The organism is Brucella sp. TWI432 (assembly GCF_039674445.1).
GTDB lineage: Bacteria > Pseudomonadota > Alphaproteobacteria > Rhizobiales > Rhizobiaceae > Brucella > Brucella chromiisoli.
Window position 1 is genome coordinate 103,315 of the sequence record NZ_JBDJNL010000010.1, and the last position, 25,851, is coordinate 129,165.

Sequence of the window (25,851 nt, forward strand, 5' to 3'; positions counted from 1 at the left end):
ATATGTTTCAGCTTTTCACATCGATGCCGAGCTTGGTTTGAATATCATCGATCGACTCTTTAACGAAGAATGTCAGATCAGTGCTCAGCGTCACAATACGCGTTCCGGTGCCATATGCATTGTAAGACAGGACGTGATTGAAGTTGACGGCAACACGCTCGCCACTGACATCCGTAAGCATAATCCACATAAGCCCCTCCTGCTGAAAAATGATTCCTTACAGAGGATAGGCGCATATGCCCAAATGACAATGAAACTTTACAAGACGATCCGCATACGGACTTTTTCAACCGTTCGGCCAAAGCACTCCGACCATTCTTCGCTGCGGTGATAGATCCTGAACCCTGCTTTTTCATAAAGCCCGATTGCTGGAAAATTATCGGCATGGGTGCCAATTTCGGCTTCCACAAAACCATCAAGAACAATCTGTGCCATCAATGCGTCAAGCAGGGCGCCGCCCACTCCCTGACCGTGAAAGGCAGGGGCAATCCAAAGATCAGAAACATAGTTTGTTTTCGGGACGCGAGCGCCCCAGCCGCAAATCTCGCCGCTTCGCTCCGCCAACAGAACACCATCGGTATTTTCGCGCAAATCGCGAAGGAATTTGGCCTGAAGTTCTGACCGTCTTTCATCCGTCAGAACAATCTCACGCGCTGCGGTTTGCCATGCGCGCACCGCAATTTCAGCCATCAAAACAAATTCGCCGGGCATAGAGCGCTGTGCGTCCACTTGGACGCACAAAGGTCGCTCTAATTTTTTATATTCTGGCTTCGATCCTCTTGAAAATCGATCCCGATTTTCGGATCGAAGCCGGGCACGGCGAATAAGAGTTTCAGATTTTACCACCACTTCTTTGGCGTAAAGCGTCCCGCAGCCTGCTCGATTGCACTTGCTGCCTGGAACAATGTTTCTTCCTCAAACGGACGGCCAATCAGCTGAAGCCCAAGCGGCAGGCCCTGATCGTTGAGACCCGCAGGGACTGCGATGCCCGGCAGACCAGCCATGTTGAGCGTGATAGTGAAGATGTCGTTGAGATACATCTTGACCGGATCGTTTGCGAGTTCCTTATCGCCAATGCTGAATGCAGCAGAAGGCGTAACCGGCGTCAGGATTGCATGAACGCCGCTTGCAAAGACATTTTCAAAGTCTTTCTTGATCAGCGTGCGAACCTTCTGCGCGCGCAGATAATAAGCATCGTAATAGCCAGCTGACAGAACATAGGTACCAGTCAGAATGCGGCGCTTTACTTCCTTGCCAAAACCAGCGGCACGGCTTTGTTCGTACATGTCGGCAATATCCTTGCCAGGTACGCGCAGGCCGTAACGCACACCATCATAACGTGCGAGGTTAGACGAAGCCTCTGCAGGTGCCACAATATAATAGGCAGCAAGCGCATACTTGGTGTGCGGCAGCGAAACATCGACGATTTCCGCACCAGCATCCTTGAGATACTGAACGCCCTGCTGCCAAAGCTTTTCGATTTCTTCTGGCATGCCATCCATACGATATTCTTTTGGAATACCGATTTTGAGACCTTTCAGCGATTTGCCGATCGCTGCTTCATAATCCGGCACAGGCAGATCAACGGATGTCGTATCTTTGAGATCAAGCGATGCCATGGATTTCAGCAGGATCGCAGCATCACGTACATCGCGAGCAATCGGACCAGCCTGATCAAGCGACGATGCATAAGCAACGACACCCCAACGCGAAACACGGCCATAAGTCGGCTTGATACCCACTGTGCCTGTGAAGGCTGCTGGCTGGCGGATCGAACCGCCGGTATCGGTCGCCGTAGCGCCTGCACAAAGATGTGCAGCAACAGCCGCCGCTGAACCACCCGAAGAGCCACCCGGCACCAGATCGACATCTGAGCCGTTTGCGCGCCAAGGGTTTTTCACAGGGCCATAATAGGAGCTTTCATTGGACGAGCCCATGGCAAATTCGTCCATATTGAGCTTGCCCAGCATAACCGCGCCATCAGCCCAGAGATTGGCGGTGACGGTCGATTCGTATTCCGGCTTGAAACCATCAAGAATATGCGAGCAGGCCTGCGTGTGCACGCCTTTGGTCGCGAACAGGTCTTTCACACCAAGCGGAATGCCTTCGAGAGCACCTGCCTTGCCTTCGGCAATGCGTGCATCCGACGCTTTTGCCATTTCGCGCGCCTTTTCAGGCGTCAAAGCGACATAGGCATTGAGCTTGTCATTGGCGGAATCAATAGCCGCAATATAGGCTTCAGTCAGTTCCGTCGCGGTGAAGGCTTTAGCCTTCAACTTGTCGCGCGCTTCTGCAATGGTCAGTGCGGTCAGTTCGCTCATCATCAAATCCTGTAAAGTCACGCCTCAGCAAGGCGCTTTTCAAAAAAGGCGCTGTATTCGGAGTCAGGATAATCCAGAACCACTCCGCAACGCGCAAAACCCGAATTTTCATAAAGCCGCCAGGCCGGATCAAAGCCGGGGCCGGTACCCGTTTCAAGCACCAGCCGCGAAACACCCTTGGCTCTTGCCAGCTCGACAATTGCAGCGACAAGATGCGAACCGATACGCTTGCCCCGAACTTCCGGGCGGGTGAACATGCGTTTGAGTTCCCCCACACCGTTATCGTGCATCTTCAGCGCACCACAGCCGACGGCCTTGCCATCTTCATCCCGCGCGACGAAAACCGTCGTATCCGGCTCCGCCATCTGTTCAACAGTCATCTTGAACTGGAACTCGAGAGGCGAAAGCGGCAGCATATGCGCGTTCAATGCTCTAACAAGATCACGCACATCATCCTGCAATGGGGTCTCGACGGAAACCCGAACAGCCATCGACTTACTCCACGACCTTTGGCACCACGAAGAAATTGTCTTCGGTCACAGGCGCGTTGGCAACAATGGCATTGGCGATATTGCCGTCCGTCACGGCATCTTCACGCAGACGCATTTTCATCGGCGTCACTGAAGTCATCGGTTCAACGCCCTCAATATCGACTTCATTCAATTGCTCGACAAAGCCCAGAATTGCATTGAGTTCACCGGTCATGCGCTCGGCTTCGTCTTCATTGACGGCGATGCGCGCAAGATTCGCAACGCGCTTGACGGTGGAAATATCGACGGACATCCTGTTCTCCGCAAATTTATAATTTAGGGCAGCGAACCGCCACCCTGAAAAGGTTCTTTTACCGGCTATAGCGGTGCAGGTTGGGAAGCGCAACATTTCTTGCGCTTCCATCCGCAGTTAGAACGTGTGGACAGTGCCGGCGTCAGCGACAAGCACCTTCGTTTCCTTATAGTCAGACATTGCCGCAACAAACTTGTCTGCGGTCTTTTCAATGAATGGGAACGAGGCGTAATGGCATGGCAGAACGGTTTTAAAATTGAAATAGCGCTGGCACGCAAGCGCTGCCACAGCACCACCCATCGTAAAACGATCTCCGATAGGCACAATGCCGATTTCTGGCTGGTGCAGTTCATTGATCAGCGCCATATCGGAGAAAATATCCGTGTCACCCATATGGTAGAGTGTCGGCGCATCCTCAAAATGGAATACCAGACCGTTCGGATTACCCATTGATTGCGTGATGCCATCTTCAGTCATCATGGCGGAAGAATGCAGCGCATTCACAAACGTTACGCTGAACCCCTCGCGAACAATGGTTCCCCCTGTATTACCCATGCTGAATTTTTCCAAACCCTGGCGGCCAAGCCAGCCGGTAATTTCGGGGTTCGCAATCACAGTCGCACCGGTTTCTTTGGCAATCTCAACAGTGTCACCAATATGATCGCCATGACCATGGGTGAGCGCGATATGCGTGACGCCCTTGGTCGCTTCTTTGAAATCAATGCCTTTAGCGCCAGGGTTTCCATGAATGAACGGGTCGATCAGAATGACCGCCTTATCTGTCTCAACGCGAAAGGCAGCGTGGCCCAACCAGGTGATTTTCATTGTGTTTCTCCTTGCGGCTCGATTTTCAGTTTCAAAACAGATATTACGGCTCAATTCCATCAGGCAATATGAAGCCTGATCAAAATACTATGAGGACCTATGGCCGTCGTTGAGATCGAAGACATTTTGGAAATTCTGCAACCCGGCCAGACAATTGCCGGGCTTGATCTTGGCACCAAAACGATTGGCCTTGCTGTTTCCGATCTTGGCTTGTCATTCTCCCATCCCCGCCCCGTTATAAAACGCACCAAGTTCACAATCGATGCACAGGTGCTGTTAAAAGCGCTCGAAGCAGACAAAGTCGGCGTCATTATTATTGGCCTGCCGATGAATATGGATGGCTCAGCCGGGCCCCGCGTTCAGGCAACCCGCGCCTTTGTGCGCACCATGCAGCCGCTGACCGATCTGCCCTTCGTATTCTGGGACGAACGCCTGTCGACGGTCGCCGCTGAACGCGTGTTAATCGGTATGGATGTCTCTCGCGGGAAACGGGCCGAACGCATCGATTCGGCCGCGGCTTCCTTCATTCTGCAAGGCGCGCTTGATCGTCTGCACCTGCTTCGCTCATCGCCTTATGATGATGACGATCACGACGCCGGATAAAGCTGATCAAGGATCCGATTGGCATCGTGGCGCGCATCCAGCATGCCATAGGTTGAGCGCCATTGTCCGCCCAGACGGGTTTCAATAAAGGCGTCTGCAATATCATCAGCCCCGAGATTTCGCAGTTCGGCTGCAGCTGCGGCATAGGCAAGCTGCTCTGTCAGAAGACGCGCAACACCCTGATCGGATTCGGTCAATTGCAAAGCAGCCTGAAGCACATCAATGGTGCCCTGCCCGCGCACGCCAAGCTTTTCGCTAATCCAGTCCAGCACTTCATCAAATAAAGATGGGGCACGCGACAGAACGCGCGCCACATCTAGCGCCATGACATTGCCCGAGCCTTCCCATATTGCGTTGACTGGGGCCTCGCGATAGGCGCGCGCAAGATTGCCATCCTCAATATAGCCATTGCCGCCGAGGCACTCCATCGCTTCGTAAAGCAGTGACGGGGCAATCTTGCAGACCCAATATTTAACAACCGGTGTCATGCAGCGTGCAAAAGCCGCTTCCGCACGGTCCGTTGCAGCCATATCGAATGCGCGCGCAAGGCGCATGGAAAGTGCTGTCGCACCTGCAACATCCAGCGCCATATCAGCAAGAACCCGGCTCATCAGTGGCTGTTCGATCAGAGGTTTATCGAAAACAATGCGATGGCGGGCATGGTGAATAGCCTCCGCCAACCCCGAACGCATCAGACCGGCAGAGGCAACCGCACAATCCAGCCGCGTCAACGTCACCATATCCATAATGGTTTTAACGCCTTCGCCGGGATTACCGACCAGATGACCGATAGCGCCATCAAATTCGACTTCTGCCGAAGCATTGGATTTATTGCCGAGCTTGTCTTTGAGACGCTGGAAGAAAAAGCCGTTGCCAGCCGCCTCATTGGTCAATCGCGGCAGCAGGAAGCAGGAAAGCCCCTCCTCCGCCTGCGCAAGCACCAAAAATGCATCGGACATGGGGGCGGACATAAACCACTTATGTCCGCTCAATGTATAAGTGCCATCCTCATTGCGTTCGGCGCGGGTCGTGTTGGCGCGAACATCGGTACCGCCCTGCTTTTCGGTCATGCCCATGCCAAGCGTGATACCCTGCTTGTTGAATGCAGGCTTTTGCGAGGAATCATATTTGCGCGACAGAATCTGCGGCGACCATTGCTTGTAAAGATCAGGCGAAGCCATGGCGGCAGCGAGCGACGCATTGGTCATGGTCAGCGGGCAGAGATGGCCTGCTTCGAGCTGAGCAGTCAGAAAGAAACGGGCAGCGCGCGCCTGATGGCGGCGTCCGGCTTCGGCAGGATTGGCCTCCCATATCGAGCAATGCAGGCCCTGCGCAATCGAACGGCGCATCAGCGCATGATAGGCCGGATGATATTCCACCAGATCAATGCGACGCCCCTGACGGTCATGACTGCGCAGCTTTGGCAGTTCCGTATTGGCAAGACGCGCAAGATCCTGCGCTTCTGCCGACATGACAAAACGACCGTTGCTCTCCAGATCGGAATGCAGTTCTTTTGGGAAACGTGCTGCAATCTGCATGAGAAGCGGATCGCCCAGATATGCATTCGTGCCCGTCATAAACGGGGTCTGGTTGGTAACTTCATGCGTTTTCACAGGCTGATCCGTTTGGTTTGTTCAATTCAATGATCTCAATGCAAGCATTTTAATGCCTGCTGATTTAACATTCTATGCTTTCTTGCGTTGCAATTTCCTAACATTTTCGCACACACATGCAATTTCTGCGCAAAACAACACAGGTTTTTCTTTGTGAATCGGCCAAAGCCATTATAAGGGCGGTTACTGTCCAGCTTTCGCGGCTCTAAACGCCGGTTCTAAACGCCGGTTCTAAACGGATGACTTGCCATGACCCAACAACCGGCCTCTCCGATTTTTCCTCATCGCCATCTGCTTGGCATCAAGGGGCTATCGCCCCTGGATATTAATTGTCTTCTTGACCTTGCAGATCAGGAAGTGGCTGTTTCCCGACAGTCCGAGAAGAAAAAATCCGTGCTGCGTGGTCGCACCCAGATCAACCTGTTCTTTGAAGCATCGACGCGAACGCAATCATCGTTCGAACTCGCCGGAAAACGGCTGGGCGCAGACGTGATGAACATGTCGGTCGGCAATTCGTCGGTCAAGAAGGGCGAAACGCTCATCGACACAGCCATGACGCTGAACGCCATGCAGCCGGATATTCTGGTCATACGCCATGCATCTGCGGGTGCAGCCGCACTTCTTGCGCAAAAAGTCGGCTGTGCTGTGGTCAATGCAGGCGATGGCGCGCACGAGCACCCGACACAGGCACTGCTTGATGCGCTGACAATCCGCCGTGCCAAGGGTGACATTGGCAATCTTATCGTTGCCATTTGCGGGGACGTACTGCATTCGCGCGTTGCGCGCTCAAACATCCTGCTGCTCAATGCGCTTGGCGCACGCGTCCGCGTTGTTGCCCCGTCAACCCTGCTGCCTGCTGGCATCGCTGACATGAGTGTTGAAGTTTACAACACGATGGAAGAGGGTCTCAAAGACGCCGATGTCGTGATGATGTTGCGTCTGCAACGCGAACGTATGGCAGGTTCATTCGTGCCTTCGGTGCGCGAATATTTCCACTTTTATGGCCTCGATAATGAAAAGCTCAAATATGCCAAGCCTGACGCTCTGGTTATGCATCCCGGTCCGATGAACCGCGGTGTCGAGATTGCATCCGATGTGGCAGATGGACCGCAGAGCATGATCCAGCAACAGGTTGAAATGGGCGTGGCGGTGCGCATGGCAGTGATGGAAGCTCTGCTTGATCCGCGTCGCGCAGAAACCGCAGGAGAACGCGCATGAGTGCGATCCTTTTTGAAAATGCCCGCATTGTTGATCCATCGCGCGGGCTGGATGAACACGGCAGCTTGCTCATTCAAGATGGCAAGATCACCGCAAGTGGTGCTGATGCCCGCAATCAGGGCGCACCGGAAAGTGCGGAGGTCGTCGATCTGAACGGCATGGCAATCCTGCCCGGCCTGGTCGATTCGCGCGTCTTTATCGGCGAACCGGGCGCTGAACATCGCGAAACGATTGCTTCTGCCAGCCGTGCCGCCGCAGCGGGTGGTGTGACGTCCATCATCATGATGCCGGATACCGATCCGGTGATCGATGATGTAGCACTGGTCGAGTTCGTCAAGCGCACGGCGCGCGATACCGCGATCGTCAATGTGCATCCGGCAGCCGCCATCACCAAAGGCTTGCATGGCGAGGAAATGACGGAAATCGGCCTGCTGCGTGATGCCGGTGCGGTTGCCTTCACGGAAGGCCGCAACACGCTTATCAATACCCAATTGATGCGCCGCGCTCTGACCTATGCGCGCGATTTTGATGCGGTGATTGCCTGCGAAACCCGTGACCCCTATCTCGGCACCAATGGCGTGATGAATGAAGGCCTTTTTGCAAGCTGGCTCGGCCTTTCGGGTAGCCCACGCGAAGCAGAAGTCATCCCGCTGGAGCGTGACCTGCGTTTGGCCGCTCTCACCCGCAGCAAATATCACGCAGCCCAGCTCTCCTGCGCCATGTCTGCGGATGCGCTCCGTCGTGCGAAAGACCTTGGCACCAAGGTAACAGCCGGTGTTTCAATCAATCACCTGTCGCTGAATGAAAACGACATTGGTGAGTTCCGCACCTTCTTCCGTCTGTCACCGCCTCTGCGCAGCGAAGAAGATCGTCTGGCGATGGTTGAAGCAGTCAAAAATGGCACAATCGACATTGTCGTTTCGGCACATGATCCGCAGGACGTTGACACCAAACGCCTGCCTTTTGCCGATGCTGAAGCTGGCGCGATTGGTCTGGAAACACTACTGGCGGCGGCGCTTCGCCTGCACCACAACGACAGCATTCCGCTGCTGCGTCTGGTAGAAGTGCTCTCAACCGCTCCTGCACGTATTTTCGGGCTGAATGCCGGCACATTGATGCCCGGCGCAAAAGCCGATCTTGCAATCGTCGATCTTGACGAACCATGGGTGGTTCGCGAAGAAGACCTGCATTCGCGCTCGAAGAACAGCTGCTTTGAAGGTGCCCGCTTCCAGGGACGCGTGAACCGCACTATAGTCGGCGGCAAAACAGTTTATTCAGTTTAAAAATTTCAGATCAGCCGTCTTGATTTCAGGCGGCTTTTCTTCTCAACTGGTTTTAATAAAGTGCATATGGGGAACTTCATGACCGAAACAGGTCTGTTCAGTCTGGTGTCGCTGGGGGCACTGATTTTCGGTTACATTCTCGGCTCCATTCCTTTCGGGCTTGTTCTGACCCGGCTTGCGGGTCTGGGCGATGTGCGTGCAATCGGGTCCGGCAATATTGGTGCAACCAATGTTTTGCGCACCGGCAACAAAAAGCTCGCAGCCGCAACACTCATTCTTGATGCGCTCAAAGGCACCGTTGCGGTGCTGATCGCATGGCGGTTTGGCGAAGCGGCTGCAATTGCCGCGGGTTTTGGTGCCTTCATCGGCCATCTTTTCCCGGTGTGGATTGGTTTTAAGGGCGGCAAAGGTGTCGCAACCTATCTCGGCATTCTGATCGGTCTCGCATGGCCCAGCGCACTGGTTTTTATCGCGGCATGGATCATCACCGCCCTTCTCACCCGCTATTCTTCGCTGTCAGCACTGGTGGCAAGTCTTATTGTTCCGATTGTGCTTTATATGCGTGGTGATCCGGCAATTGCCGGCTTGTTTGCCGTCATGACATTGATCATCTTTATCAAGCATCACACCAACATCTCGCGGCTTTTAAGCGGCACCGAGAGCAAGATCGGCAAAAAGGGATGACAGAAAGCGCGAATTCGAAAAATGGAATTCGCCTCTCAGATCGGCAGCGGCTCAACTGGCTGCGTCTTATCCGCACTGACAATATCGGATCGGTGACGTTCCGTGATCTGATTTTGTTTTGCGGATCAGCCGCCAATGCAATTGAACGGCTGCCAAGCCTCAACATTCGTGGCGGCGGCTCGCGAACTATACGCGTCACACCGCTCGAAGATGCCGAGCGTGAGCTTGAAGCCATTGAGCGCATCGGCGCGCGTCTTGTTGGCATGGGCGAACCCGACTATCCGCAACAATTGAAAAACTGCGAAGCGCCTCCTCCGCTGGTCATCATCAAGGGTGATGTCAATGTGTTTCGCAAACCGCCCATAGCGATCGTTGGCTCACGCAATGCGTCAGTCGTCGGCGCACGTTTTACCGAAAAAATTGCACGTGATCTGGGTGATGCAGGTTTCGCTATTGTCTCCGGCCTTGCACGCGGCATTGATGCCGCAGCGCATAAGGCAAGCATGCAAAGCGGAACGGTGGCTGTGCTGGCTGGCGGCCTTGATAAGCCCTATCCACCCGAAAACCTGCCGATTTATCGCGCCATTCCTGAACATAGCGGCGCGCTGATCACCGAAATGCCGATGGGGGCTGAACCACGCTCGCGTGATTTCCCGCGCCGTAACCGCATTATTGCAGGCCTTTCACTCGGTCTCATCGTGGTTGAAGCAGCGGAGCGTTCGGGTTCGCTCATCAGTGCCCGTATGGCTGGTGAAATGGGCCGCACAGTCTTTGCCGTGCCCGGCTCACCGCTTGATCCGCGTGCACGCGGCACCAATGCGCTTTTGAAGCAAGGGGCGACACTGGTAACGCATGCCGATGATGTCATTGAAGCCCTTGCTCCGCTGACAGGCGGCGAAACTATGCGCAACAAGACGGATCAACCTGATCTTCTCAAACAGTTTGAGGAACCACCAGAGCACCGTCAGGCAGCAACCACGGATAAAGAGCGAGACATTCTTATGAATGCGCTCGGACCGGTCCCTGTCGATATTGACACGCTTGTCAGACACACGGGCCTGGAATCGGGCAATGTACAATTCATTCTGCTGGAACTTGATCTTGCCGGGAGGCTATTACGGTATCCCGGCAATCAGGTGGCGCTTATGCCTCAATAAAAATAAACGGATAATTATTGAGCATTCTCGCAAAGGCGGCGCTCGTCCCGCGCTTCCTGCAATGCCATATCCATCATATATGCCAGCATATGCTGATTATTTTTTTTGGCCATAATGATCAGTTCTTCAAGCATCTGTTCAATATACATGATTATCTCCCCGCGCGTTGCTATCCGTTGAACCATTCTTGCCCCCAAGATCGTTCGGTTTCATGCTTATGAAAACCACCCTTCTGGCGCTTGCCCGTTGGATATACCCCAACGCAATACTACCATTTGGTTTATAATTAACAAAAGCAATTTTAAGTTGTATTTATCGATTTTTCGCTCGTCGCTCTTGACCAAACGCAAACCGCTGTTCATGTGAAAGGCAAATATTTGAACGCGATAAAAGGATAATCCATCCGTAAGCATCGCGAATCTGGGCAGTTTTAATGAACGTCGTCGTAGTCGAATCGCCTGCCAAGGCAAAAACCATCAATAAATATCTGGGCTCGAACTATAAGGTTCTGGCCTCGTTTGGTCACGTGCGAGATCTACCAGCTAAGGACGGATCGGTCCGTCCGGATGAAGATTTTGCAATGTCGTGGGAGGTGGACAGCAATTCCTCCAAGCGTCTGGCAGACATTGTCAAAGCGCTCAAAGACAGCGATGCATTGTTTCTTGCAACTGACCCTGATCGCGAAGGGGAAGCCATTTCGTGGCACGTGCTGGAAGTTCTTAATCAGAAGAAAGCGCTCAAGGGCAAAACGGTCAAGCGTGTTGCATTCAATGCGATCACCAAAAAGGCTGTTCTGGATGCTATTGCCAATCCACGCGATATTGATGAGCCGCTGGTCGATGCCTATCTGGCGCGCCGTGCCCTCGACTATCTGGTTGGCTTCAACCTCTCTCCGGTTTTGTGGCGCAAGTTGCCAGGCGCGCGTTCTGCGGGCCGTGTGCAGTCTGTGGCGCTGCGTCTGGTCTGTGATCGCGAATCCGAGATTGAACGCTTCATTCGTGAAGAATACTGGAATATCGCTGCTGCGCTTAAAACCCCGCGCAACGATGCTTTCACTGCGCGGCTGACCGTTCTTGACGGCAAAAAAGTCGGCAAGCTCGACATCAAGAATGAAGAGCAGGCAACTGCCATCCGTACCATGCTGGAAGGCGCAAGCTTCAAGGCCGTCTCTGTCGAGGCCAAGCCAACCAAGCGCAATCCCGGTCCTCCATTCACCACTTCAACACTTCAGCAGGCCGCATCCGGCCAGCTTGGCTTCTCGGCATCGCGCACCATGCAGGTTGCACAGCGCCTTTATGAAGGTGTGGATATTGGCGGCGAAACTGCGGGTCTCATCACCTATATGCGTACCGACGGCGTACAGATGGCTCCTGAGGCGATCAGTGCCGCCCGTGACGCTATTGGTAACAATTTCGGTGCAAAATACGTTCCCGAAAAACCGCGCTATTACTCCAGCAAGGCCAAGAACGCACAGGAAGCGCACGAAGCAATCCGTCCAACGGATTTCTCGCGTCATCCAAAGGAAGTCCGCCGCTATCTCGACGAAGATCAGGCACGCCTTTATGAACTAATCTGGAAGCGCGCCATTGCCAGCCAGATGCAGGCTGCCGACATTGAACGCACGACCGCCGATATTGAAGCCATTAACGGCGCAAAATCGGCGATGCTGCGAGCCAATGGTTCGGTTACGAAGTTTGACGGCTTCCTTGCTGCTTATACAGACCATCGCGAGGAAGAAGACGAGGACGAAGATAGCGCAAAGCTGCCTGAAATCCGTTCTGGTGAGGCCATTTCACGAGAAAAAATCGATGCGACCCAGCATTCGACCGAACCGCCGCCACGCTATTCGGAAGCTTCGCTTATCAAGAAGATGGAAGAGCTTGGCATCGGCCGTCCATCGACCTATGCCGCCACGCTCGCAACGCTGCGCGACCGCGAATATATCACCATCGACAAGCGCAAGCTTATACCGGAACCCAAAGGCCGTCTGGTAACATCGTTTCTTGAAAGCTTTTTCAAACGCTATGTCGAATATGATTTCACGGCGGATCTCGAAGAAAAGCTCGATCTGATTTCCGACGGTAAGCTTTCCTGGAAAGACGTGCTGCGCGATTTCTGGCGCGATTTTTCCGGCTCTATTGATGACATCAAGGAACTGCGCGTTACCAACGTGCTTGATGCACTCAATGAAGAACTCGCGCCGCTCGCCTTCCCTGATCGCGGCGATGGCAGCGATCCACGCACATGCCCAACCTGTGGCACCGGCCAACTTTCGCTCAAACTTGGCAAATATGGTGCATTCGTTGGTTGCTCAAACTATCCTGAATGCAAATTCACCCGCCAGCTCGGCGGTGACGGCAATGGCGAAGCAGCAGCTTCTGATGAACCGAAGTCGCTCGGCAAAGACCCGTTTACCGGTGAGGAAATTACGGCACGCACAGGACGTTTTGGCCCCTATATCCAGCGCGGTGAAGGCAAGGAAGCCAAGCGTGCCAGCCTGCCAAAAGGCTGGTCAGTTGATACAATCGATCATGAAAAGGCCGTGGCACTGTTGTCGCTTCCACGCGATGTTGGCCAGCACCCAGAAACCGGCAAGATGATTTCAGCAGGCATCGGGCGCTATGGGCCTTATGTCAGCCATGACGGCACCTTCGCCAATCTCGAAAACGCCGAAGAGGTATTTTCAGTTGGTCTTAATCGCGCCGTTGCGGTTCTTGCAGACAAGCAATCCAAAGGCCCCGGTCGCGGACGCTCGACACCGGCAGCCCTTGCAACGCTTGGCGATCACCCCGATGGCGGTCCCATCACCGTGCGCGATGGCCGTTATGGCCCTTATGTCAATTGGGGCAAGGTCAATGCCACACTGCCAAAAGGCCAGGAGCCGACCAGTGTGACACTGGAAGAAGCGCTCGCTTTGATTGCCGCCAAGGCTGGCAGCATCAAGACCAAGAAGGCGCCGGCCCGCAAAACCGCCGCAAAAACTGCGACCGCTGAAAAAAAGACAGCAACGAAAAAGACCGCCGCAAAAAAGCCTGCTGCAAAATCAAAAAGCAAGGCGAAAGCGGCAGAGGAGTAAGACTTGGCACGCCGTTTCCCCAAATCCGATACCGGACGATCCGCACGGACCGAACGGCGTGCAGCAACAGCAAAACGCAACGAGGCAAAGTCGGCTGATCCCATTGCTCATTTGCCGACGCGTCAGGACGTCCTCAAATTCATTGAAGAAAACCCGGACCGCGCTGGCAAGCGTGAACTTGCCAAGGCGTTCAATATCAAGGGCGATGCACGGGTTTATCTTAAAAACCTGCTGCGAGAACTTGCAGACGATGGATTGCTCGAAAAGCGCGCACGCCGATTGTCCCGCCCCGGTTCTCTCCCCCCGATCGCCACGCTCCACATCACCGGCCGCGACAATGATGGCGGCCTCGTTGCCCGTCCGAGCGACTGGGATGAGGCCGAATATGGCAAGCCGCCTGTCGTTCTGATCCGCCGCACACGCCTTAACAAATCATCCGATGGACCGACCGTAGGTGTTGGTGACCGCGTCTTGGCGAAGATTTTCCGCAACAAGGAAAATGAAGGCCCGGAATATTCGGCCCGCGTCATCAAGGTTATAGACCAGAGCAGCAATGCGGTTCTCGGCGTTTTGCGCCGGCTGAGCAGCGGCGAGTGGCGGCTTGAACCCGTTAACCGCAAGCAGCCGGAAGTGCAGCTTGACCCGCAATCGCTGCTCGACGCCAAAAGCGGCGATCTGGTCGAAGTCGAACTTCAGTCTTCACGCCGCTACGGTCTACCGAGTGGGAAGGTGCGTCAGGTCGTAGGCTCTGTCGATAGTGAAAAAGCGCTTTCGATGATCGCGATCCATGAACACGAAATTCCGCATATCTTCCCCGAAGACGTGATCCGCGAAGCCGAAAATGCCAAGCCTGCAACGCTGGAAGGCCGCGAAGACTGGCGCAAAATTCCGCTCGTCACTATTGATCCGACCGATGCAAAGGATCACGATGATGCGGTCTATGCCGAGCCGGATACCGACCCGACCAATCTGGGCGGCCACGTCGTCATCGTGGCGATTGCCGATGTTGCAGCCTATGTGCGTCCCAATTCAGCACTCGACCGTGAAGCATTGAAGCGCGGCAACTCAGTCTATTTTCCCGACCGCGTTGTGCCGATGCTTCCAGAGCGCATTTCCAATGATCTGTGCTCACTGCGTGAACTGGAAGATCGCCCAGCACTTGCTGTGCGCATGGTTTTCGACGCCAATGGTCACAAGAAGTCTCACAAGTTCCATCGCATCCTGATGCGTTCGGCTGCAAAACTCGCCTATGCGCAGGCACAGGCCGCGATTGATGGCGCAACCGACGAGAAGACCGCACCGATACTCGACATGATCCTCAAGCCGTTGTGGGCTGCATATGGCGCTCTCAAACGCGGTCGCGATGCGCGAGAACCGCTTGAGTTGGATTTGCCTGAGAAAAAAATCATTCTGGCACCCGATGGCAAGGTGGACAAAGTGGTCGTGCCTGAACGGCTTGATGCGCATAAGCTCATCGAGGAGTTCATGATTCAGGCCAATGTTGCAGCGGCAGAAGTGCTTGAAGCGCATCGCCAGCCACTGATCTTCCGCATTCACGATGAACCCGCCCTTGCGAAGCAGGAATCCTTGCGCGAGTTTCTGCGCACGCTTGATATGAACCTGGCCAAAGGCGCCGCTCTCAAGCCGGCACAGTTCAACCGCATTTTAGAGGCTGTTGAAGGCACGGATCATCAGGATCTGGTCAATCAGGTTGTGCTGCGCACGCAAAGTCAGGCGATTTACAGCCCTGATAATATTGGTCATTTTGGCCTGCATTTGCATAAATATGCGCATTTCACTTCGCCCATCCGCCGTTATGCCGATCTGATCGTGCATCGGGCTTTGATCAAGGCTCTGAATCTTGGCAAGGATGGCCTGACCACCGATAAAGAAGCCCAGCTTGAAGAAACAGCAGCGCTGATTTCATCCACGGAACGCCGCGCGATGCTTGCCGAGCGCGAAACCGTGGACCGTCTGATCGCACATTTCCTCGCCGCCCATCTGGGCGATGATTATGAAGCCCGTGTTACCGGAGTGACGAGGGCCGGATTGTTTGTGTCTCTTGCGACATATGGCGCAGATGGGCTTGTGCCTATTTCAACTTTGGGTGATGAATACTATCTTTACGATGAAGCCAATCATGCAATTGCCGGTGAAAGAAGCGGAAAAGGCTTCCGTCTCGGTGATACGGTGACGGTAAGGCTTGTGGAAGCGCTCCCTGTTGCGGGGGCACTTCGTTTTGAGATGGTTTCGGAACCGCATTCCCTGCCGATGTCGACGCGTTCGCATCATAAGGCAAGCAAAGGAATGCGCGGGCGCAAAGGAAAACCTTCGGGCGTTTCGCGCTCTAAGAGCAGAGGTCGCAGATGAGCATGCTAGAGGCCAGTTCCACAGACAGTCCAGTTCAGGTTTTCGGTGGCGAAAGCCCGAAAGCCGCACGACCGAGCCGTGATTTGAAGCAAGCCATGTGGCGTGGCTTCAAATCCCGCTGCCCGCATTGCGGCGAAGGAAAGCTGTTTCGTGCGTTTGTGAAACCGGTCGACCATTGCTCCGTCTGCGGTGAAGACTACACAGAACAGCGCGCCGATGATCTGCCGGCCTATCTGACGATCCTTATCGTCGGCCATATCGTGGTTGCGGCTTTCATGGGCGTGGAAGCCACCACCAATCTATCGCTGTTGACCCATATGGCCATATGGGGGCCGATGATCGTTCTGTTGAGCCTGCTCCTGCTACAGCCTGTCAAAGGCGCGACAATCGGGCTGCAATGGGCTTTGTTCATGCACGGATTCGGTGGACACGGCGAAGGCGATTACAGCGACGTCACATAACAAGCGGTTCTGCCGTGACAGCCCGCGCCCCTTCAAAGCCGACCTCTCCCAAGCCAGCATTGCGGCCCCGCGATGCCGCATCCTTGCTGTTGATTGACCGCACAGGCAACACACCGCGTATTCTTATGGGGCGGCGCCACCCCAGTCTGGTTTTCATGCCGGGAAAATTCGTCTTCCCCGGCGGCAGAGCCGATGCGGAAGATGGTGCCATCGCCGCCGCAAGCGAACTGACAGAGGATGACACACAGAAACTGCTTTCCGGCATGGGTGCTCGGGCAACATTGCGTCGGGCACGCGCGCTTGGGCTTTGTGCCATCCGCGAAACATTTGAGGAAACGGGGTTGCGGATTGCACGCCGCGTCACAGCCGAAGCCACGGCCGACGCTTCGTCTCGCAAACAACTGTCATCAAACACCATAATAATGCCTGATAATAAGGATTGGTGTGCATTCCTTGAGCGTGGCGCATTGCCTGCGCTTGGCGATCTGCGCTATTTCGCCCGTGCTGTGACACCACCAGGCAATATTCGTCGATTCGATACGCGATTTTTCATCGCATTTCGCGACAGTTTACCGGGACTGGAAAGCTCAGCACTTGTCCCAAGCGGAGAATTGGAAGATTTGGATTGGGTCGCCATTGATGATGTTGATAAACTCGACGTTGCTCGCATTACGCAAGCCATTCTGAAGGAAGCACGAATGCTGCTCTCGCAAAGCCGGTTTGACCTGCCCGTCACTCTTCCTGTGGCGCAATACAGCAAGCGGCATGGCCGCTTTGTGCGTGAAGTGATCTGACCTTATGAATAAAGAAATCTATCCTGCTGAGAGCATTCCTCAGGAACCAAACGGCAGGAACCCTCAGGGGCAGTTGCATTGGCGCTCGCTTGCCGCAGCGATCGCTACGATCAGCGCTATGGGCGCCGCTATCGGGCTTGGCATTCCGCTTTTGAGCGTGCTGCTTGAAAGCCGCGGCTATTCCGCCAGCCTTATCGGGGCAAACACTGCGGTTGCGGGCCTTGCATCGATTGTTGCAGCGCCGCTTGCCGCACCGATTGCTGCCCGCCTTGGTGTGGCCAAGGCCATCGTGTTGATGCTGGTCATCGGCAGCATCGCTTTTGTCGGATTTCACTTTCTGCAACCGCTTTGGGCATGGTTTGCTCTGCGAATCGTGCTGCATTTTGCGTTGACGGTGCTGTTCGTTCTGTCCGAATATTGGATCAATGCCTCCGCACCGCCCGAAAAACGGGGATTGGTGCTCGGAATCTATGCGACATCGCTCTCGCTCGGTTTCGCATTTGGCCCCTGGCTGTTCTCGAAAATTGGCAGCGCCGGTGGCCTGCCCTTCTATGTCGGCTTCGCAATCATCCTGATTGCTACAATTCCGGTGCTTATTGCATGGCGCGACAGCCCGGATTTTGAGGAAGGTGAGCACGTTCCTTTCCTGCCCTTCATTTTTGCTGTTCCCACGGCAACAATGGCCGTGTTTGTGTTTGGCGCCGTTGAAACGGGCGGCTTTGCGCTGTTTCCGGTGTTCGGCGCAAAGGTCGGCTATACGGAGGGTGATGCAGCGCTCTTATTGACCATGATCGGGCTTGGCAATGTGCTTATGCAAATTCCGCTTGGCATCGTCAGCGACCGTATTTCCGACCGCCGTAAACTGCTGCTGTTTTGTGCCGTAACCGGGCTCTTGGGCATGATTGCGCTGCCTTATCTTATGAGCAACTGGTATCTGATGGCAGGGGTTTTGTTTCTATGGGGCGGCGTTGTCGCCGGACTCTATACCGTTGGCCTCGCCCATCTCGGCTCTGAACTCACCGGACGCGAACTCGCATCCGCCAACGCCGCCTTCATCTTTTGCTATGCCATCGGCATGTTGGCAGGGCCACAAGTGGTCGGTGTGGGCATGGATGCCATGGGTACAAAGGGTTTTCCGCTCACTCTTGGCATGTTTTTTGCGGCTTTCGCACTCTTTGCTGCGATTAGGCTTGTTCAAAGGAAGAAGCGGGGTTGACTTTTCCCCCTTAATCCGTAGTGTCGCGCCGAATTTCCGCTTCTGGCCAACTGGCGAGACTCGCAGCGGTTTAATCATGAAAGAGCAGGTATTTCGATATGGCCAAGGCTACGACCATCAAGATCAAGCTTTTGTCGACCGCTGACACCGGCTTCTTCTACGTAACGAAGAAGAACAGCCGCACGATGACGGATAAGATGACAAAGACAAAATACGACCCGATTGCGCGCAAGCACGTCGAGTTCAAGGAAACGAAGATCAAGTAATTCGTTTCCGACGCCAGTCCACTGGCAGGAATCAAAAAGCCGTCTCTTTCGAGGCGGCTTTTTTGTTGGCTTTTATTCGATATCATGCAGCCGACAGGACAACCCTGTTGCGGCCTTTTTTCTTGGCCTCATAAAGAGCTGCATCGGTGCGTGCGAAAAGCGCTTCAACACTATCCCCCCCCATCAGCCGCAAGGCTGCAATCCCGATGCTGATCGTCATGGTGATCTCATGCTTGCCGCGCGCAATCACAAAAGGCTTCGCAGCGATTGCCTCACGCAGACGCTCCGCGACGGCCGCAGCAGATGCAAGATCCGTATCGGGAAGCACCACAGCAAACTCTTCGCCGCCATAGCGACACATTACATCCATGCCGCGAATTTGCGTGCGCAACCGCGATGAGAATTCACGCAGTACATCATCACCGCCATCATGACCGTATTTGTCATTGACACGCTTGAAATGGTCGAAGTCCACCATGATGACTGATAATGGCCGCTCACGCCCCATAGCGCGCGACAGAAGCACCGGCATGTGGGTATCCAGGTAACGGCGGTTATGCAGCCCAGTGAGGCTGTCCGTGACTGCCATGGTGATTGTGCGGTTCAAGCTCTGCCGCAAAAGATCATTATAACATTTACGTTTGATCTGCGTCCGCAGCCGCGCATAAAGCTCAAGCTTCTCCAGCGGGCGCATCACATAATCATTCACCCCCAGTTCAAGCGCACGCACCACCAGAGAGCCTTCTTCTTCATTCACAATAAGAATGATGGGAACAAGCCGCGTGCGTTCAATGGTGCGCATCTGAGAGCAGAGCCGCAAAGGATCGTAATAGATGAAGTCTGCCGAAATGACGATGCTGTCATAGTCGTTCTCGATCGCCTTGATGAGAGCGTCATTGGCATCATACGCAACATCAACAAAATAATCTTCGCCCAGAATCAGGCGCAGCCGAGCGGCTGCCAGCTCGTTCTCATCGACCACGAGAATGCGCGCTGCGTCCTCACCGGCCCCAAAGCGACCGGAAAGTTTCGCCGCAAGCAGAGCTTCCACTTCCGTATCCGCCACAGTGCCGGTGCGCTGAAACAGCTCGTCAGACACCATTTTAAGCCGGGCAAGGCTTTTCACACGTGAAAGAAGTTGGGAATCCTTGACCGGCTTGGACATGAAATCGTCCGCTCCCGCCTCAAGCCCCCTGATCTTGTCTTCCGCACTGCTGAGCGCGGTCAGGATGATAACAGGAATATTGGTCGTTCGCGGATCATCCTTCAAACGACGACAAACCTCAAACCCCTCAACACCCGGAATCAAAACATCGAGAATGATCACATCAATCTGTCCACCAAGACAGATTTCAATCGCCTCAGCACCATTATTGGCTGTAATAACTTCGTAATACTCGCTCAGCAGCAGCGCTTCGAGCAGCTTTACGTGTGTTTCCTCAGCGTCAACGACGAGAATTCTTGCTGTCATAATACACTGCCCCCAATTCCCGCCCCCTCTGTGCTCTTATAATAAAGACCGCTCTAAGCGTCTCCCAAATATGATTTTATGGTTTCGATAAAACGCGGAACCGAAATAGGTTTTGATATATAAGCCTCGCAGCCGCCCTGCCGGATGCGCTCCTCATCTCCCTTCATCGCAAATGCCGTGACCGCAATCACCGGAATATGCTTGAGTTCGTCATCATCCTTAAGCCACTTGGTGACTTCCAGACCGGAGACTTCAGGAAGCTGAATATCCATCAAAATGAGATCGGGCCTATGCTCGCGGGCAAGATCAAGCGCTTCAAGACCATTCCGGGTCCTGATGGTTTCATATCCGCTGGCTTCGATAAGATCGCGAAACAACTTCATATTGAGTTCGTTGTCCTCGACGATCATCACAGTTTTAGTCATCGAATATTCCCTGGCCTAATTCTTATCCGTCGCAAGACAGGTTGATCTGCCCATTACACCCCTATGGAATTCCTGAGTTTAAGCGCATTTCATTGACGAAAGGCAAATATTCCTTCCATCTTGCATTGAAGCACTGACGCGTGGGGGATAAAAGCAAGCATATTCGAAGAATGGAGACAGCCCATGAAGACGCTCATGAGCAAGACGGATGCGGAAAACGTTGCAGTTGAAGCGCTGGTATGGCTCGCACAAGACAAGGAGCTGATGTCCCGTTTTCTCGCTTTGACCGGTATAGAGGCTTCTTCAATCCGCTCCGCGGCCCAGGAGCCCGGCTTTTTAGCTGGCGTTCTGCAATTTTATCTTGGGCACGAACCCACACTGATGCGTTTTTGCCAGGAAACCGGGCGTGACCCGGTGACAATTGAAAAAGCAGCGGTGCTTCTGCCGGGGGGACTAAACCAACATTTCTAATAAAAAGCCCCGCAAAAACAGGGCCTTATCAGTTCTATCACTTAGAGCGCGTTTCGATCTGATTGAATCAGATCAACGCTCCGATCCCTTATTTTAACGCGCATCTTTGTCCGAAAACTGTTTCACAGTTTCCGGGATGCGCTCTAAAAGAAAATCAGGCGCTTGCAGCTTCGGTGTGCGACACGCTGAGAACACTCAGCTCATGCGTCTTTCCGTCACGTGCAACCCAAGACATGGACTGTCCCGGCGTAAGACCAATCAATGCTGTACCAATTGGTGTCAGGATAGAGATTCGACCCTGCGCAATATCGGCCTCGCCCGGATAAACCAGCGTGACTTTACGCTCATGTCCATCATTGGAGCGGAACTCGACCGTCGAACCCATGTGAACGACATCTGCCGGCAGTTTCTTGAACGGAACCACCTTGGCGCGGTCCAGTTCCTGCAGTAACTCCTCGGCAACCTCCTCCAGTTTTTCGGAGACGTTGCCGGCCAGAATTGTCAGCCGTTCGTGATCAAGATCACTGACGACGATCTTTGGCTTTTTGCGATTCTTTGCATTCATGACGATAGCTCACTGCTGCCTAATGATGATTGTCCTCCGTAACTCGACTGGCCCGGAGCAACTGTTTGAATTTTTAAAGAAAGCGCTTTTAGTAATTCCGCTTGAAGGTGAGCGGCAAACCGTCCCCCAGAATCCTCTGCGCTAAGCAGGACTCGAGGGTTGCTATCCCGTGATCGGCTGAACCCGATGGAGTATGGAAGCAAAACGATTGTTCATACTGCTAAACTTGGTGATATCTTTGCCAATGTCAAGTGCAGAGCGAACAGGATAGCAGAGTGACGATAGCATTATCGTACATTGGTGCTATAAACGATGTTCCTTTTATGTTCATCAAACCGCACACAGCCATGACCGAGCCATTTGCCGTTAACAGTCCAGAGTTCGGCTTCTGCCGCGATTGTCTATCGCTGCAAAAGGCTGAGTCTGCGCGGCGTTGCCGTAGTTGTGGCAGCCCGCGTCTGGTGCGGCATACCGAACTTTACAAACTCTCACTCGCCCACGTGGATTGCGATGCGTTTTATGCTTCGGTTGAAAAGCGCGACAATCCCGACCTTCGCGATAAGCCGCTCATTATCGGTGGCGGCAAGCGCGGTGTTGTTTCCACGGCCTGCTACATAGCCCGCATTCATGGCGTGCGCTCTGCCATGCCGATGTATAAAGCTCTGGAAGCCTGTCCACAGGCTGTCGTCGTCACACCGAATATGGAAAAATATGCACGTGTCGGACGTGAAGTTCGCCAGCTGATGCATGATCTCACGCCGCTCGTCGAACCCATATCCATTGATGAAGCATTCCTTGATCTTGGTGGCACAGAAAGACTGCACCGTGCGCCTGCGGCGATCATACTGGCGCGCTTTGCCAAGCGAGTCGAAGACGAGATCGGCATCACGATCTCTGTGGGGCTGTCCTATTGCAAATATCTGGCCAAAGTCGCATCAGATCTTGAAAAGCCCCGTGGGTTTTCTGTCATAGGCGAGGCAGAGGCACTTGAATTTCTGCGCGACAAGCCAACAAGCATGATCTGGGGGGTTGGAAAATCCTTCAATGCGAAGCTTGAGAGCGACGGTATTCGCACCATAGGCCAGCTTCAAACCATGGATGAGGGAACACTTATGAAAGCCTATGGCACAATGGGCCAGCGGCTTTTCAGACTGTCGCGTGGACAGGATAGCCGCAAAGTTGAACCTGAACATGATATGAAAAGCGTTTCGGCTGAAACAACGTTCAACAAAGACCTTTCTGAAGCGACCGACCTCGTGCCTGTGCTACGAGCGCTGTCGGAAAAAGTATCTCGACGCCTGAAATCCGGCAATATTGCGGGGCGCACGATCGTGCTTAAACTCAAAACTCAGGACTTCAAACTGCGCACGCGAAATCGACAGCTGGCGGACCCGACAAAGCTTGCCGACCGTATTTTCCGCACAGGTCTGCAGCTTCTCGAAAAAGAACTGGATGGGACCAAATTCAGATTGCTCGGCATTGGCGTTGGTGAGCTCTCCACGGATGATCGTGCCGATCCGCCAGACCTTGTCGATACGCAGGCTACAAAGCGTGCTGTCGCGGAAGGCGCTATTGACCGTCTGCGCAACAAGTTTGGAAATAATGCGGTGGAAACAGGCTACACGTTTTCCAAAGGCATCCTTGCACGTCCACAGACTCCGCCGGATCGCGATCCAGAAGATTAGCCCCTTTTCACAATATCTTTAGGAAAGTGCTGGAGAAAAGTCTCTCACGCGCCGGTAACGGCTTGACGAAGCGCATCTCTATCAATATTGGAACGTCTCAAGAGAGCATTTGCTGATTTGACATGCCTCTTACGGATGGCCTCATGGCGGAGTGGTTACGCAGAGGACTGCAAATCCTTGCACCCCGGTTCGATTCCGGGTGAGGCCTCCAAAATATTTCCTAACAAAAACAGATGCTTAACGGCGCTGCAACAGGGCTTTATAACCCGTTTCACGTTGCACTGTGTCGCAAATAGATTCTCTGCAATTACAAATAGTTACAAAAACCACCGGCAAATACACGCAACATGAAACGCAACATGCTTGACTCTTTCAGCCACATGAACAAAATAAGAACATTATAAATTATGGACACGCCGGGCGGCGAGTGTGTCTGCTTTTAACGGAGCAGAGCAATGAATGCAGTTGTGCAAGAAAATGGATATGACGACGAAATTGAGTTGGTGCTCGCCTATCACAAAGGCGATGTACGGGCTGCAATCGAATCGCTCTTGAAAAACCGTGACTTTCTCGTCAAAGAAATCGAGTATGCCAGTCTCGCAATGTCGATGGGCTTTGCTCGTGGATGGAAGCTTTGGTTATAAAACCAAGTATGGGCAGCTTTGGTTCTGCCGAGCGCATAAACAGCAAGGAGAGGATGCGTTAGCTGGACGGCGATAAAACATCGCCTTATTCTTTATGAGGCAGGAGGATGCTCATATGCAATTTCTACAACCTCACAACAAATCATGAGGCCATGCGTCGTCTGTTTTCCAAAGTTCGACGATGCGACGAACCGCATTGATCCTCAGTTAGATGTCAATCCACCTGCTTTTGCCACGTAGACGGATCGCGCGCATCAAGGCCTATTGCTTTGGTGAAGTCGTCGCCCATGCCTGCGTCAGGCATAGCCGGATTGATCCCGCCATAATAAAGCTGGAAAGGCCCAAAGGACGAGCCGTCGTCGCCGCCATGATCTCGCTTGGATGGATCAAAGACATTCATCCCCTCATGGCCTGCAACACGCGCCGCAATGTCGGGGCTGATACCGCGCTGCATGGCAGCTTGGCGGATATATTTTTCAATCGGGTTCATGCTTTCTCCAATAAAAAAGCCTCCCAAATTGGACGGCATCAAATTACGCCAATGGCGCATACGTCAATCTAATAATGCGCCATTGGCGTATAAATAACCAATATGAAAATAGTTCGCACCAATCGCTACTCTAAAGACTTGCGTAGGCTTCGCCTGTCAGAGCGTCATCAAGACGCCTTGGAGCAAAGAATCGCGAATGATCCACAGATCGGAGCGGTTATTCCGAGCCTTGAGGGTGTTCGCAAGGTTCGGTTTGCAATGTAGGGTCGTGGTAAACGCGGCGGTGGTCGGGCGATCTATTATTTGATGCTATCGGATGATGTTGTGGTTATGCTGTTTGCTTATGCTAAAAATGAGCAAGAAGACCTTTCGCAAGATCAAAAGAAGGCAATCCTTTCCATCCTTAAGGAGTTGAACAATGGCTGATAAAAACACCGAGTTTGGCGATGGCATCCTTGAAGGCCTCAAAGAAGCATTGGCTTGGAAACGTGGCGAGGTCGCGCTTGAGGTTCGGAATATCGATCCCATGCCCGCCTCGCGTATCAAAGAAATTCGCAAGCGCTACGCCAAATCAACTAAAGAGTTTGAGCAACGGTTTTGCATCCCTGCCGCCACAATGAACAATTGGGAGCAAGGCCGTCGCAAGCCAGACCCAACGGCACGCTTGCTGCTCAAGGTGATTAGCGATGCGCCTGAAATCGTGGAAAAGGCTGCTCATGCAGCCTTTTCCAGTCCCAACTACTAGCGCTACCTATTGGCTCATAAAAAGCGGCCCGTAGGCCGCCCTTTTTATGCTGCTGCTTTTCTGACACGATAAGGCAGTTTGACCTTACGCTGGTTGAAACTCGTCCGGGGACGCGCCGGATTAAAATCTGGATTGTCAGTGCTCAAATACAAGGCCTTTTCTTTTGGTTGCCACACAGAGGAGAGAATTATGGTCCAATTTCTTCATGGCAGCGCCAAGACCACGTAAGTCATCAAAGCTTTGCGACAGCGATCAAAAATTCCGGTCACAGTCGCATGATCGATGCAGACGTGGCATTTTGCATAAAACAAATCGCTCCCGGCTTTGCACCGGGAGCGATAATTTGGTTGCGACTATGGGTTTTCTACCACTTCACCTTGAAGCCGACATTGCCTTTGAGAGCGTAGCTGTCGGAGAAATGGTTGAGTGACGTGTTGATGGAACCTTCGCCATAGAGGGCATATTTATTGTCGGCCCAGGCATAGGTGCCACCTGCGCCAATCCCACCCCATGTATCATCGCTGTCAGTGGCCATATGGGTTCCCGCATAATTCATACGGGCGTCACCCATGAGCTCCTGATAAAGATTGGCAATGCCATAGAGTGATGTATTGACCATCCGCCCATCATGGCCCTTCCAGCTATTGGCATAGTTGGCAGCAAGACCAAGCCGGGCTGTCAGGCT

The 25,851-nt window shown here is 53.5% G+C and carries 27 protein-coding genes, 1 tRNA gene and 1 pseudogene; 16 read left to right on the forward strand and 13 right to left on the reverse strand.

Going from position 1 to position 25,851, the window contains the following annotated elements; all coding sequences use genetic code 11:
- Positions 1-7: 7 nt before the first annotated feature.
- From ABE527_RS14765 to ABE527_RS14790, 6 genes are all read right to left on the reverse strand, one after another.
- Positions 8-190: a hypothetical protein gene (locus ABE527_RS14765; RefSeq protein ID WP_265986622.1), complete on the reverse strand. Its 183-nt coding sequence runs from the start codon at positions 188-190 to the stop codon at positions 8-10.
- A gap of 68 nt (positions 191-258) precedes the next feature.
- On the reverse strand, positions 259-690 hold the full coding sequence (locus tag ABE527_RS14770; RefSeq protein ID WP_499697374.1) for a GNAT family N-acetyltransferase: 432 nt from the start codon (positions 688-690) through the stop codon (positions 259-261).
- Between the two features lie 149 nt (positions 691-839).
- Positions 840-2,321, reverse strand: a complete 1,482-nt coding sequence (gene gatA, locus ABE527_RS14775) for an Asp-tRNA(Asn)/Glu-tRNA(Gln) amidotransferase subunit GatA (protein ID WP_499697375.1) — start codon at positions 2,319-2,321, stop codon at positions 840-842.
- Between the two features lie 17 nt (positions 2,322-2,338).
- A complete protein-coding gene (locus ABE527_RS14780) occupies positions 2,339-2,812 on the reverse strand; it encodes a GNAT family N-acetyltransferase (protein ID WP_265986625.1) in 474 nt (157 codons plus the stop codon).
- Between the two features lie 4 nt (positions 2,813-2,816).
- Complete coding sequence (gene gatC / locus ABE527_RS14785; RefSeq protein ID WP_265986626.1) at positions 2,817-3,104, reverse strand: Asp-tRNA(Asn)/Glu-tRNA(Gln) amidotransferase subunit GatC; 288 nt, start codon at positions 3,102-3,104, stop codon at positions 2,817-2,819.
- A gap of 117 nt (positions 3,105-3,221) precedes the next feature.
- Entirely contained in the window at positions 3,222-3,929 is a 708-nt protein-coding gene (locus ABE527_RS14790) for a metal-dependent hydrolase (RefSeq protein ID WP_265986627.1), read from the reverse strand.
- Positions 3,930-4,028: 99 nt separating this feature from the next.
- Here ABE527_RS14790 and ruvX point away from each other — a divergent pair, with 99 nt between their 5' ends.
- Positions 4,029-4,532, forward strand: a complete 504-nt coding sequence (ruvX, locus tag ABE527_RS14795; protein WP_265986628.1) for a Holliday junction resolvase RuvX — start codon at positions 4,029-4,031, stop codon at positions 4,530-4,532.
- Here ruvX and ABE527_RS14800 read toward each other — a convergent pair.
- On the reverse strand, positions 4,517-6,145 hold the full coding sequence (locus tag ABE527_RS14800) for an acyl-CoA dehydrogenase family protein (protein ID WP_499697376.1): 1,629 nt from the start codon (positions 6,143-6,145) through the stop codon (positions 4,517-4,519). The two genes, ruvX and ABE527_RS14800, sit on opposite strands and share 16 nt — an antisense overlap.
- 249 nt (positions 6,146-6,394) lie before the next feature.
- On the opposite strand from ABE527_RS14800, the gene ABE527_RS14805 reads away from it, so the two are divergent.
- From ABE527_RS14805 to dprA, 4 genes are all read left to right on the forward strand, one after another.
- Positions 6,395-7,363, forward strand: a complete 969-nt coding sequence (locus tag ABE527_RS14805) for an aspartate carbamoyltransferase catalytic subunit (RefSeq protein ID WP_265986630.1) — start codon at positions 6,395-6,397, stop codon at positions 7,361-7,363.
- Positions 7,360-8,646 carry a dihydroorotase gene (locus tag ABE527_RS14810; protein WP_499697377.1) on the forward strand — a complete coding sequence of 429 codons (1,287 nt, stop codon included), beginning with the start codon at positions 7,360-7,362 and terminating at the stop codon, positions 8,644-8,646. Before ABE527_RS14805 ends, ABE527_RS14810 begins: the two co-directional genes overlap by 4 nt.
- Before the next feature lie 78 nt (positions 8,647-8,724).
- Positions 8,725-9,330, forward strand: coding sequence for a glycerol-3-phosphate 1-O-acyltransferase PlsY (plsY, locus tag ABE527_RS14815; RefSeq protein ID WP_499694888.1), 606 nt, complete (start codon positions 8,725-8,727; stop codon positions 9,328-9,330).
- Positions 9,327-10,487 carry a DNA-processing protein DprA gene (dprA, locus tag ABE527_RS14820; RefSeq protein ID WP_499697378.1) on the forward strand — a complete coding sequence of 387 codons (1,161 nt, stop codon included), beginning with the start codon at positions 9,327-9,329 and terminating at the stop codon, positions 10,485-10,487. The genes plsY and dprA overlap by 4 nt, the downstream gene beginning before the upstream one ends.
- A 14-nt stretch (positions 10,488-10,501) precedes the next feature.
- Here dprA and ABE527_RS14825 read toward each other — a convergent pair whose 3' ends face one another.
- Entirely contained in the window at positions 10,502-10,636 is a 135-nt protein-coding gene (locus tag ABE527_RS14825; protein WP_265986634.1) for a hypothetical protein, read from the reverse strand.
- Between the two features lie 284 nt (positions 10,637-10,920).
- Between ABE527_RS14825 and topA the strand changes: the two genes are divergently transcribed.
- From topA to rpmG, 6 genes are all read left to right on the forward strand, one after another.
- On the forward strand, positions 10,921-13,563 hold the full coding sequence (gene topA / locus ABE527_RS14830) for a type I DNA topoisomerase (protein ID WP_499697379.1): 2,643 nt from the start codon (positions 10,921-10,923) through the stop codon (positions 13,561-13,563).
- Positions 13,564-13,566: 3 nt separating this feature from the next.
- A complete protein-coding gene (rnr, locus tag ABE527_RS14835) occupies positions 13,567-15,933 on the forward strand; it encodes a ribonuclease R (RefSeq protein WP_499697380.1) in 2,367 nt (788 codons plus the stop codon).
- Positions 15,930-16,394: a DUF983 domain-containing protein gene (locus ABE527_RS14840; protein WP_265986639.1), complete on the forward strand. Its 465-nt coding sequence runs from the start codon at positions 15,930-15,932 to the stop codon at positions 16,392-16,394. The genes rnr and ABE527_RS14840 overlap by 4 nt, the downstream gene beginning before the upstream one ends.
- Before the next feature lie 155 nt (positions 16,395-16,549).
- The gene (locus tag ABE527_RS14845) at positions 16,550-17,188 is read left to right on the forward strand and encodes an NUDIX hydrolase (RefSeq protein WP_499697385.1); all 639 of its coding nucleotides are present in this window, start codon (positions 16,550-16,552) and stop codon (positions 17,186-17,188) included.
- Between the two features lie 73 nt (positions 17,189-17,261).
- Positions 17,262-18,404 (forward strand): MFS transporter, encoded by a 1,143-nt coding sequence (locus tag ABE527_RS14850; protein ID WP_265986695.1) that lies wholly within the window; start codon positions 17,262-17,264, stop codon positions 18,402-18,404.
- Positions 18,405-18,502: 98 nt separating this feature from the next.
- On the forward strand, positions 18,503-18,670 hold the full coding sequence (gene rpmG / locus ABE527_RS14855; RefSeq protein ID WP_140903472.1) for a 50S ribosomal protein L33: 168 nt from the start codon (positions 18,503-18,505) through the stop codon (positions 18,668-18,670).
- Positions 18,671-18,752: 82 nt separating this feature from the next.
- Here the strand turns inward: rpmG and ABE527_RS14860 are convergent, their stop codons facing one another.
- A complete protein-coding gene (locus ABE527_RS14860) occupies positions 18,753-20,141 on the reverse strand; it encodes a PleD family two-component system response regulator (protein ID WP_499694885.1) in 1,389 nt (462 codons plus the stop codon).
- Positions 20,142-20,194: 53 nt separating this feature from the next.
- Positions 20,195-20,566 (reverse strand): response regulator, encoded by a 372-nt coding sequence (locus tag ABE527_RS14865; protein ID WP_265986643.1) that lies wholly within the window; start codon positions 20,564-20,566, stop codon positions 20,195-20,197.
- 183 nt (positions 20,567-20,749) lie between these two features.
- Between ABE527_RS14865 and ABE527_RS14870 the strand changes: the two genes are divergently transcribed.
- Positions 20,750-21,037, forward strand: coding sequence for a DUF3572 domain-containing protein (locus ABE527_RS14870; RefSeq protein WP_499694884.1), 288 nt, complete (start codon positions 20,750-20,752; stop codon positions 21,035-21,037).
- A 154-nt stretch (positions 21,038-21,191) separates the two neighbouring features.
- On the opposite strand, the gene rnk is transcribed toward ABE527_RS14870, so the two are convergent.
- A complete protein-coding gene (rnk, locus tag ABE527_RS14875) occupies positions 21,192-21,602 on the reverse strand; it encodes a nucleoside diphosphate kinase regulator (RefSeq protein WP_265986645.1) in 411 nt (136 codons plus the stop codon).
- A gap of 347 nt (positions 21,603-21,949) precedes the next feature.
- On the opposite strand from rnk, the gene ABE527_RS14880 reads away from it, so the two are divergent.
- From ABE527_RS14880 to ABE527_RS14890, 3 genes are all read left to right on the forward strand, one after another.
- Positions 21,950-23,287 carry a DNA polymerase IV gene (locus ABE527_RS14880; RefSeq protein ID WP_499697386.1) on the forward strand — a complete coding sequence of 446 codons (1,338 nt, stop codon included), beginning with the start codon at positions 21,950-21,952 and terminating at the stop codon, positions 23,285-23,287.
- 137 nt (positions 23,288-23,424) lie between these two features.
- Positions 23,425-23,498, forward strand: a tRNA-Cys gene (locus ABE527_RS14885).
- 244 nt (positions 23,499-23,742) lie between these two features.
- Positions 23,743-23,931 carry a CUE domain-containing protein gene (locus ABE527_RS14890; RefSeq protein ID WP_499694883.1) on the forward strand — a complete coding sequence of 63 codons (189 nt, stop codon included), beginning with the start codon at positions 23,743-23,745 and terminating at the stop codon, positions 23,929-23,931.
- A 214-nt stretch (positions 23,932-24,145) separates the two neighbouring features.
- Here the strand turns inward: ABE527_RS14890 and ABE527_RS14895 are convergent, their stop codons facing one another.
- On the reverse strand, positions 24,146-24,421 hold the full coding sequence (locus tag ABE527_RS14895; protein ID WP_499697381.1) for a hypothetical protein: 276 nt from the start codon (positions 24,419-24,421) through the stop codon (positions 24,146-24,148).
- Between the two features lie 418 nt (positions 24,422-24,839).
- Here ABE527_RS14895 and ABE527_RS14900 point away from each other — a divergent pair, with 418 nt between their 5' ends.
- Entirely contained in the window at positions 24,840-25,166 is a 327-nt protein-coding gene (locus ABE527_RS14900; RefSeq protein ID WP_499697382.1) for a helix-turn-helix domain-containing protein, read from the forward strand.
- Between the two features lie 364 nt (positions 25,167-25,530).
- Here the strand turns inward: ABE527_RS14900 and ABE527_RS14905 are convergent.
- Positions 25,531-25,851 (reverse strand): annotated as a pseudogene (locus tag ABE527_RS14905) (autotransporter outer membrane beta-barrel domain-containing protein); the annotation flags it as partial.

What these genes read in the sequence shown, in the direction of transcription:
- ABE527_RS14765 (WP_265986622.1), bottom strand. Translation starts at nt 190, where the DNA reads ATGTGGATTATGCTTACGGATGTCAGTGGCGAGCGTGTTGCCGTCAAC.
- ABE527_RS14770 (WP_499697374.1), bottom strand. Translation starts at nt 690, where the DNA reads ATGGCTGAAATTGCGGTGCGCGCATGGCAAACCGCAGCGCGTGAGATT.
- gatA (WP_499697375.1), bottom strand. Translation starts at nt 2,321, where the DNA reads ATGAGCGAACTGACCGCACTGACCATTGCAGAAGCGCGCGACAAGTTG.
- ABE527_RS14780 (WP_265986625.1), bottom strand. Translation starts at nt 2,812, where the DNA reads ATGGCTGTTCGGGTTTCCGTCGAGACCCCATTGCAGGATGATGTGCGT.
- gatC (WP_265986626.1), bottom strand. Translation starts at nt 3,104, where the DNA reads ATGTCCGTCGATATTTCCACCGTCAAGCGCGTTGCGAATCTTGCGCGC.
- ABE527_RS14790 (WP_265986627.1), bottom strand. Translation starts at nt 3,929, where the DNA reads ATGAAAATCACCTGGTTGGGCCACGCTGCCTTTCGCGTTGAGACAGAT.
- ruvX (WP_265986628.1), top strand. Translation starts at nt 4,029, where the DNA reads ATGGCCGTCGTTGAGATCGAAGACATTTTGGAAATTCTGCAACCCGGC.
- ABE527_RS14805 (WP_265986630.1), top strand. Translation starts at nt 6,395, where the DNA reads ATGACCCAACAACCGGCCTCTCCGATTTTTCCTCATCGCCATCTGCTT.
- ABE527_RS14810 (WP_499697377.1), top strand. Translation starts at nt 7,360, where the DNA reads ATGAGTGCGATCCTTTTTGAAAATGCCCGCATTGTTGATCCATCGCGC.
- plsY (WP_499694888.1), top strand. Translation starts at nt 8,725, where the DNA reads ATGACCGAAACAGGTCTGTTCAGTCTGGTGTCGCTGGGGGCACTGATT.
- dprA (WP_499697378.1), top strand. Translation starts at nt 9,327, where the DNA reads ATGACAGAAAGCGCGAATTCGAAAAATGGAATTCGCCTCTCAGATCGG.
- ABE527_RS14825 (WP_265986634.1), bottom strand. Translation starts at nt 10,636, where the DNA reads ATGTATATTGAACAGATGCTTGAAGAACTGATCATTATGGCCAAAAAA.
- topA (WP_499697379.1), top strand. Translation starts at nt 10,921, where the DNA reads ATGAACGTCGTCGTAGTCGAATCGCCTGCCAAGGCAAAAACCATCAAT.
- ABE527_RS14840 (WP_265986639.1), top strand. Translation starts at nt 15,930, where the DNA reads ATGAGCATGCTAGAGGCCAGTTCCACAGACAGTCCAGTTCAGGTTTTC.
- ABE527_RS14845 (WP_499697385.1), top strand. Translation starts at nt 16,550, where the DNA reads ATGCCGGGAAAATTCGTCTTCCCCGGCGGCAGAGCCGATGCGGAAGAT.
- rpmG (WP_140903472.1), top strand. Translation starts at nt 18,503, where the DNA reads ATGGCCAAGGCTACGACCATCAAGATCAAGCTTTTGTCGACCGCTGAC.
- ABE527_RS14860 (WP_499694885.1), bottom strand. Translation starts at nt 20,141, where the DNA reads ATGACAGCAAGAATTCTCGTCGTTGACGCTGAGGAAACACACGTAAAG.
- ABE527_RS14865 (WP_265986643.1), bottom strand. Translation starts at nt 20,566, where the DNA reads ATGACTAAAACTGTGATGATCGTCGAGGACAACGAACTCAATATGAAG.
- ABE527_RS14870 (WP_499694884.1), top strand. Translation starts at nt 20,750, where the DNA reads ATGAAGACGCTCATGAGCAAGACGGATGCGGAAAACGTTGCAGTTGAA.
- rnk (WP_265986645.1), bottom strand. Translation starts at nt 21,602, where the DNA reads ATGAATGCAAAGAATCGCAAAAAGCCAAAGATCGTCGTCAGTGATCTT.
- ABE527_RS14880 (WP_499697386.1), top strand. Translation starts at nt 21,950, where the DNA reads ATGACCGAGCCATTTGCCGTTAACAGTCCAGAGTTCGGCTTCTGCCGC.
- ABE527_RS14890 (WP_499694883.1), top strand. Translation starts at nt 23,743, where the DNA reads ATGAATGCAGTTGTGCAAGAAAATGGATATGACGACGAAATTGAGTTG.
- ABE527_RS14895 (WP_499697381.1), bottom strand. Translation starts at nt 24,421, where the DNA reads ATGAACCCGATTGAAAAATATATCCGCCAAGCTGCCATGCAGCGCGGT.
- ABE527_RS14900 (WP_499697382.1), top strand. Translation starts at nt 24,840, where the DNA reads ATGGCTGATAAAAACACCGAGTTTGGCGATGGCATCCTTGAAGGCCTC.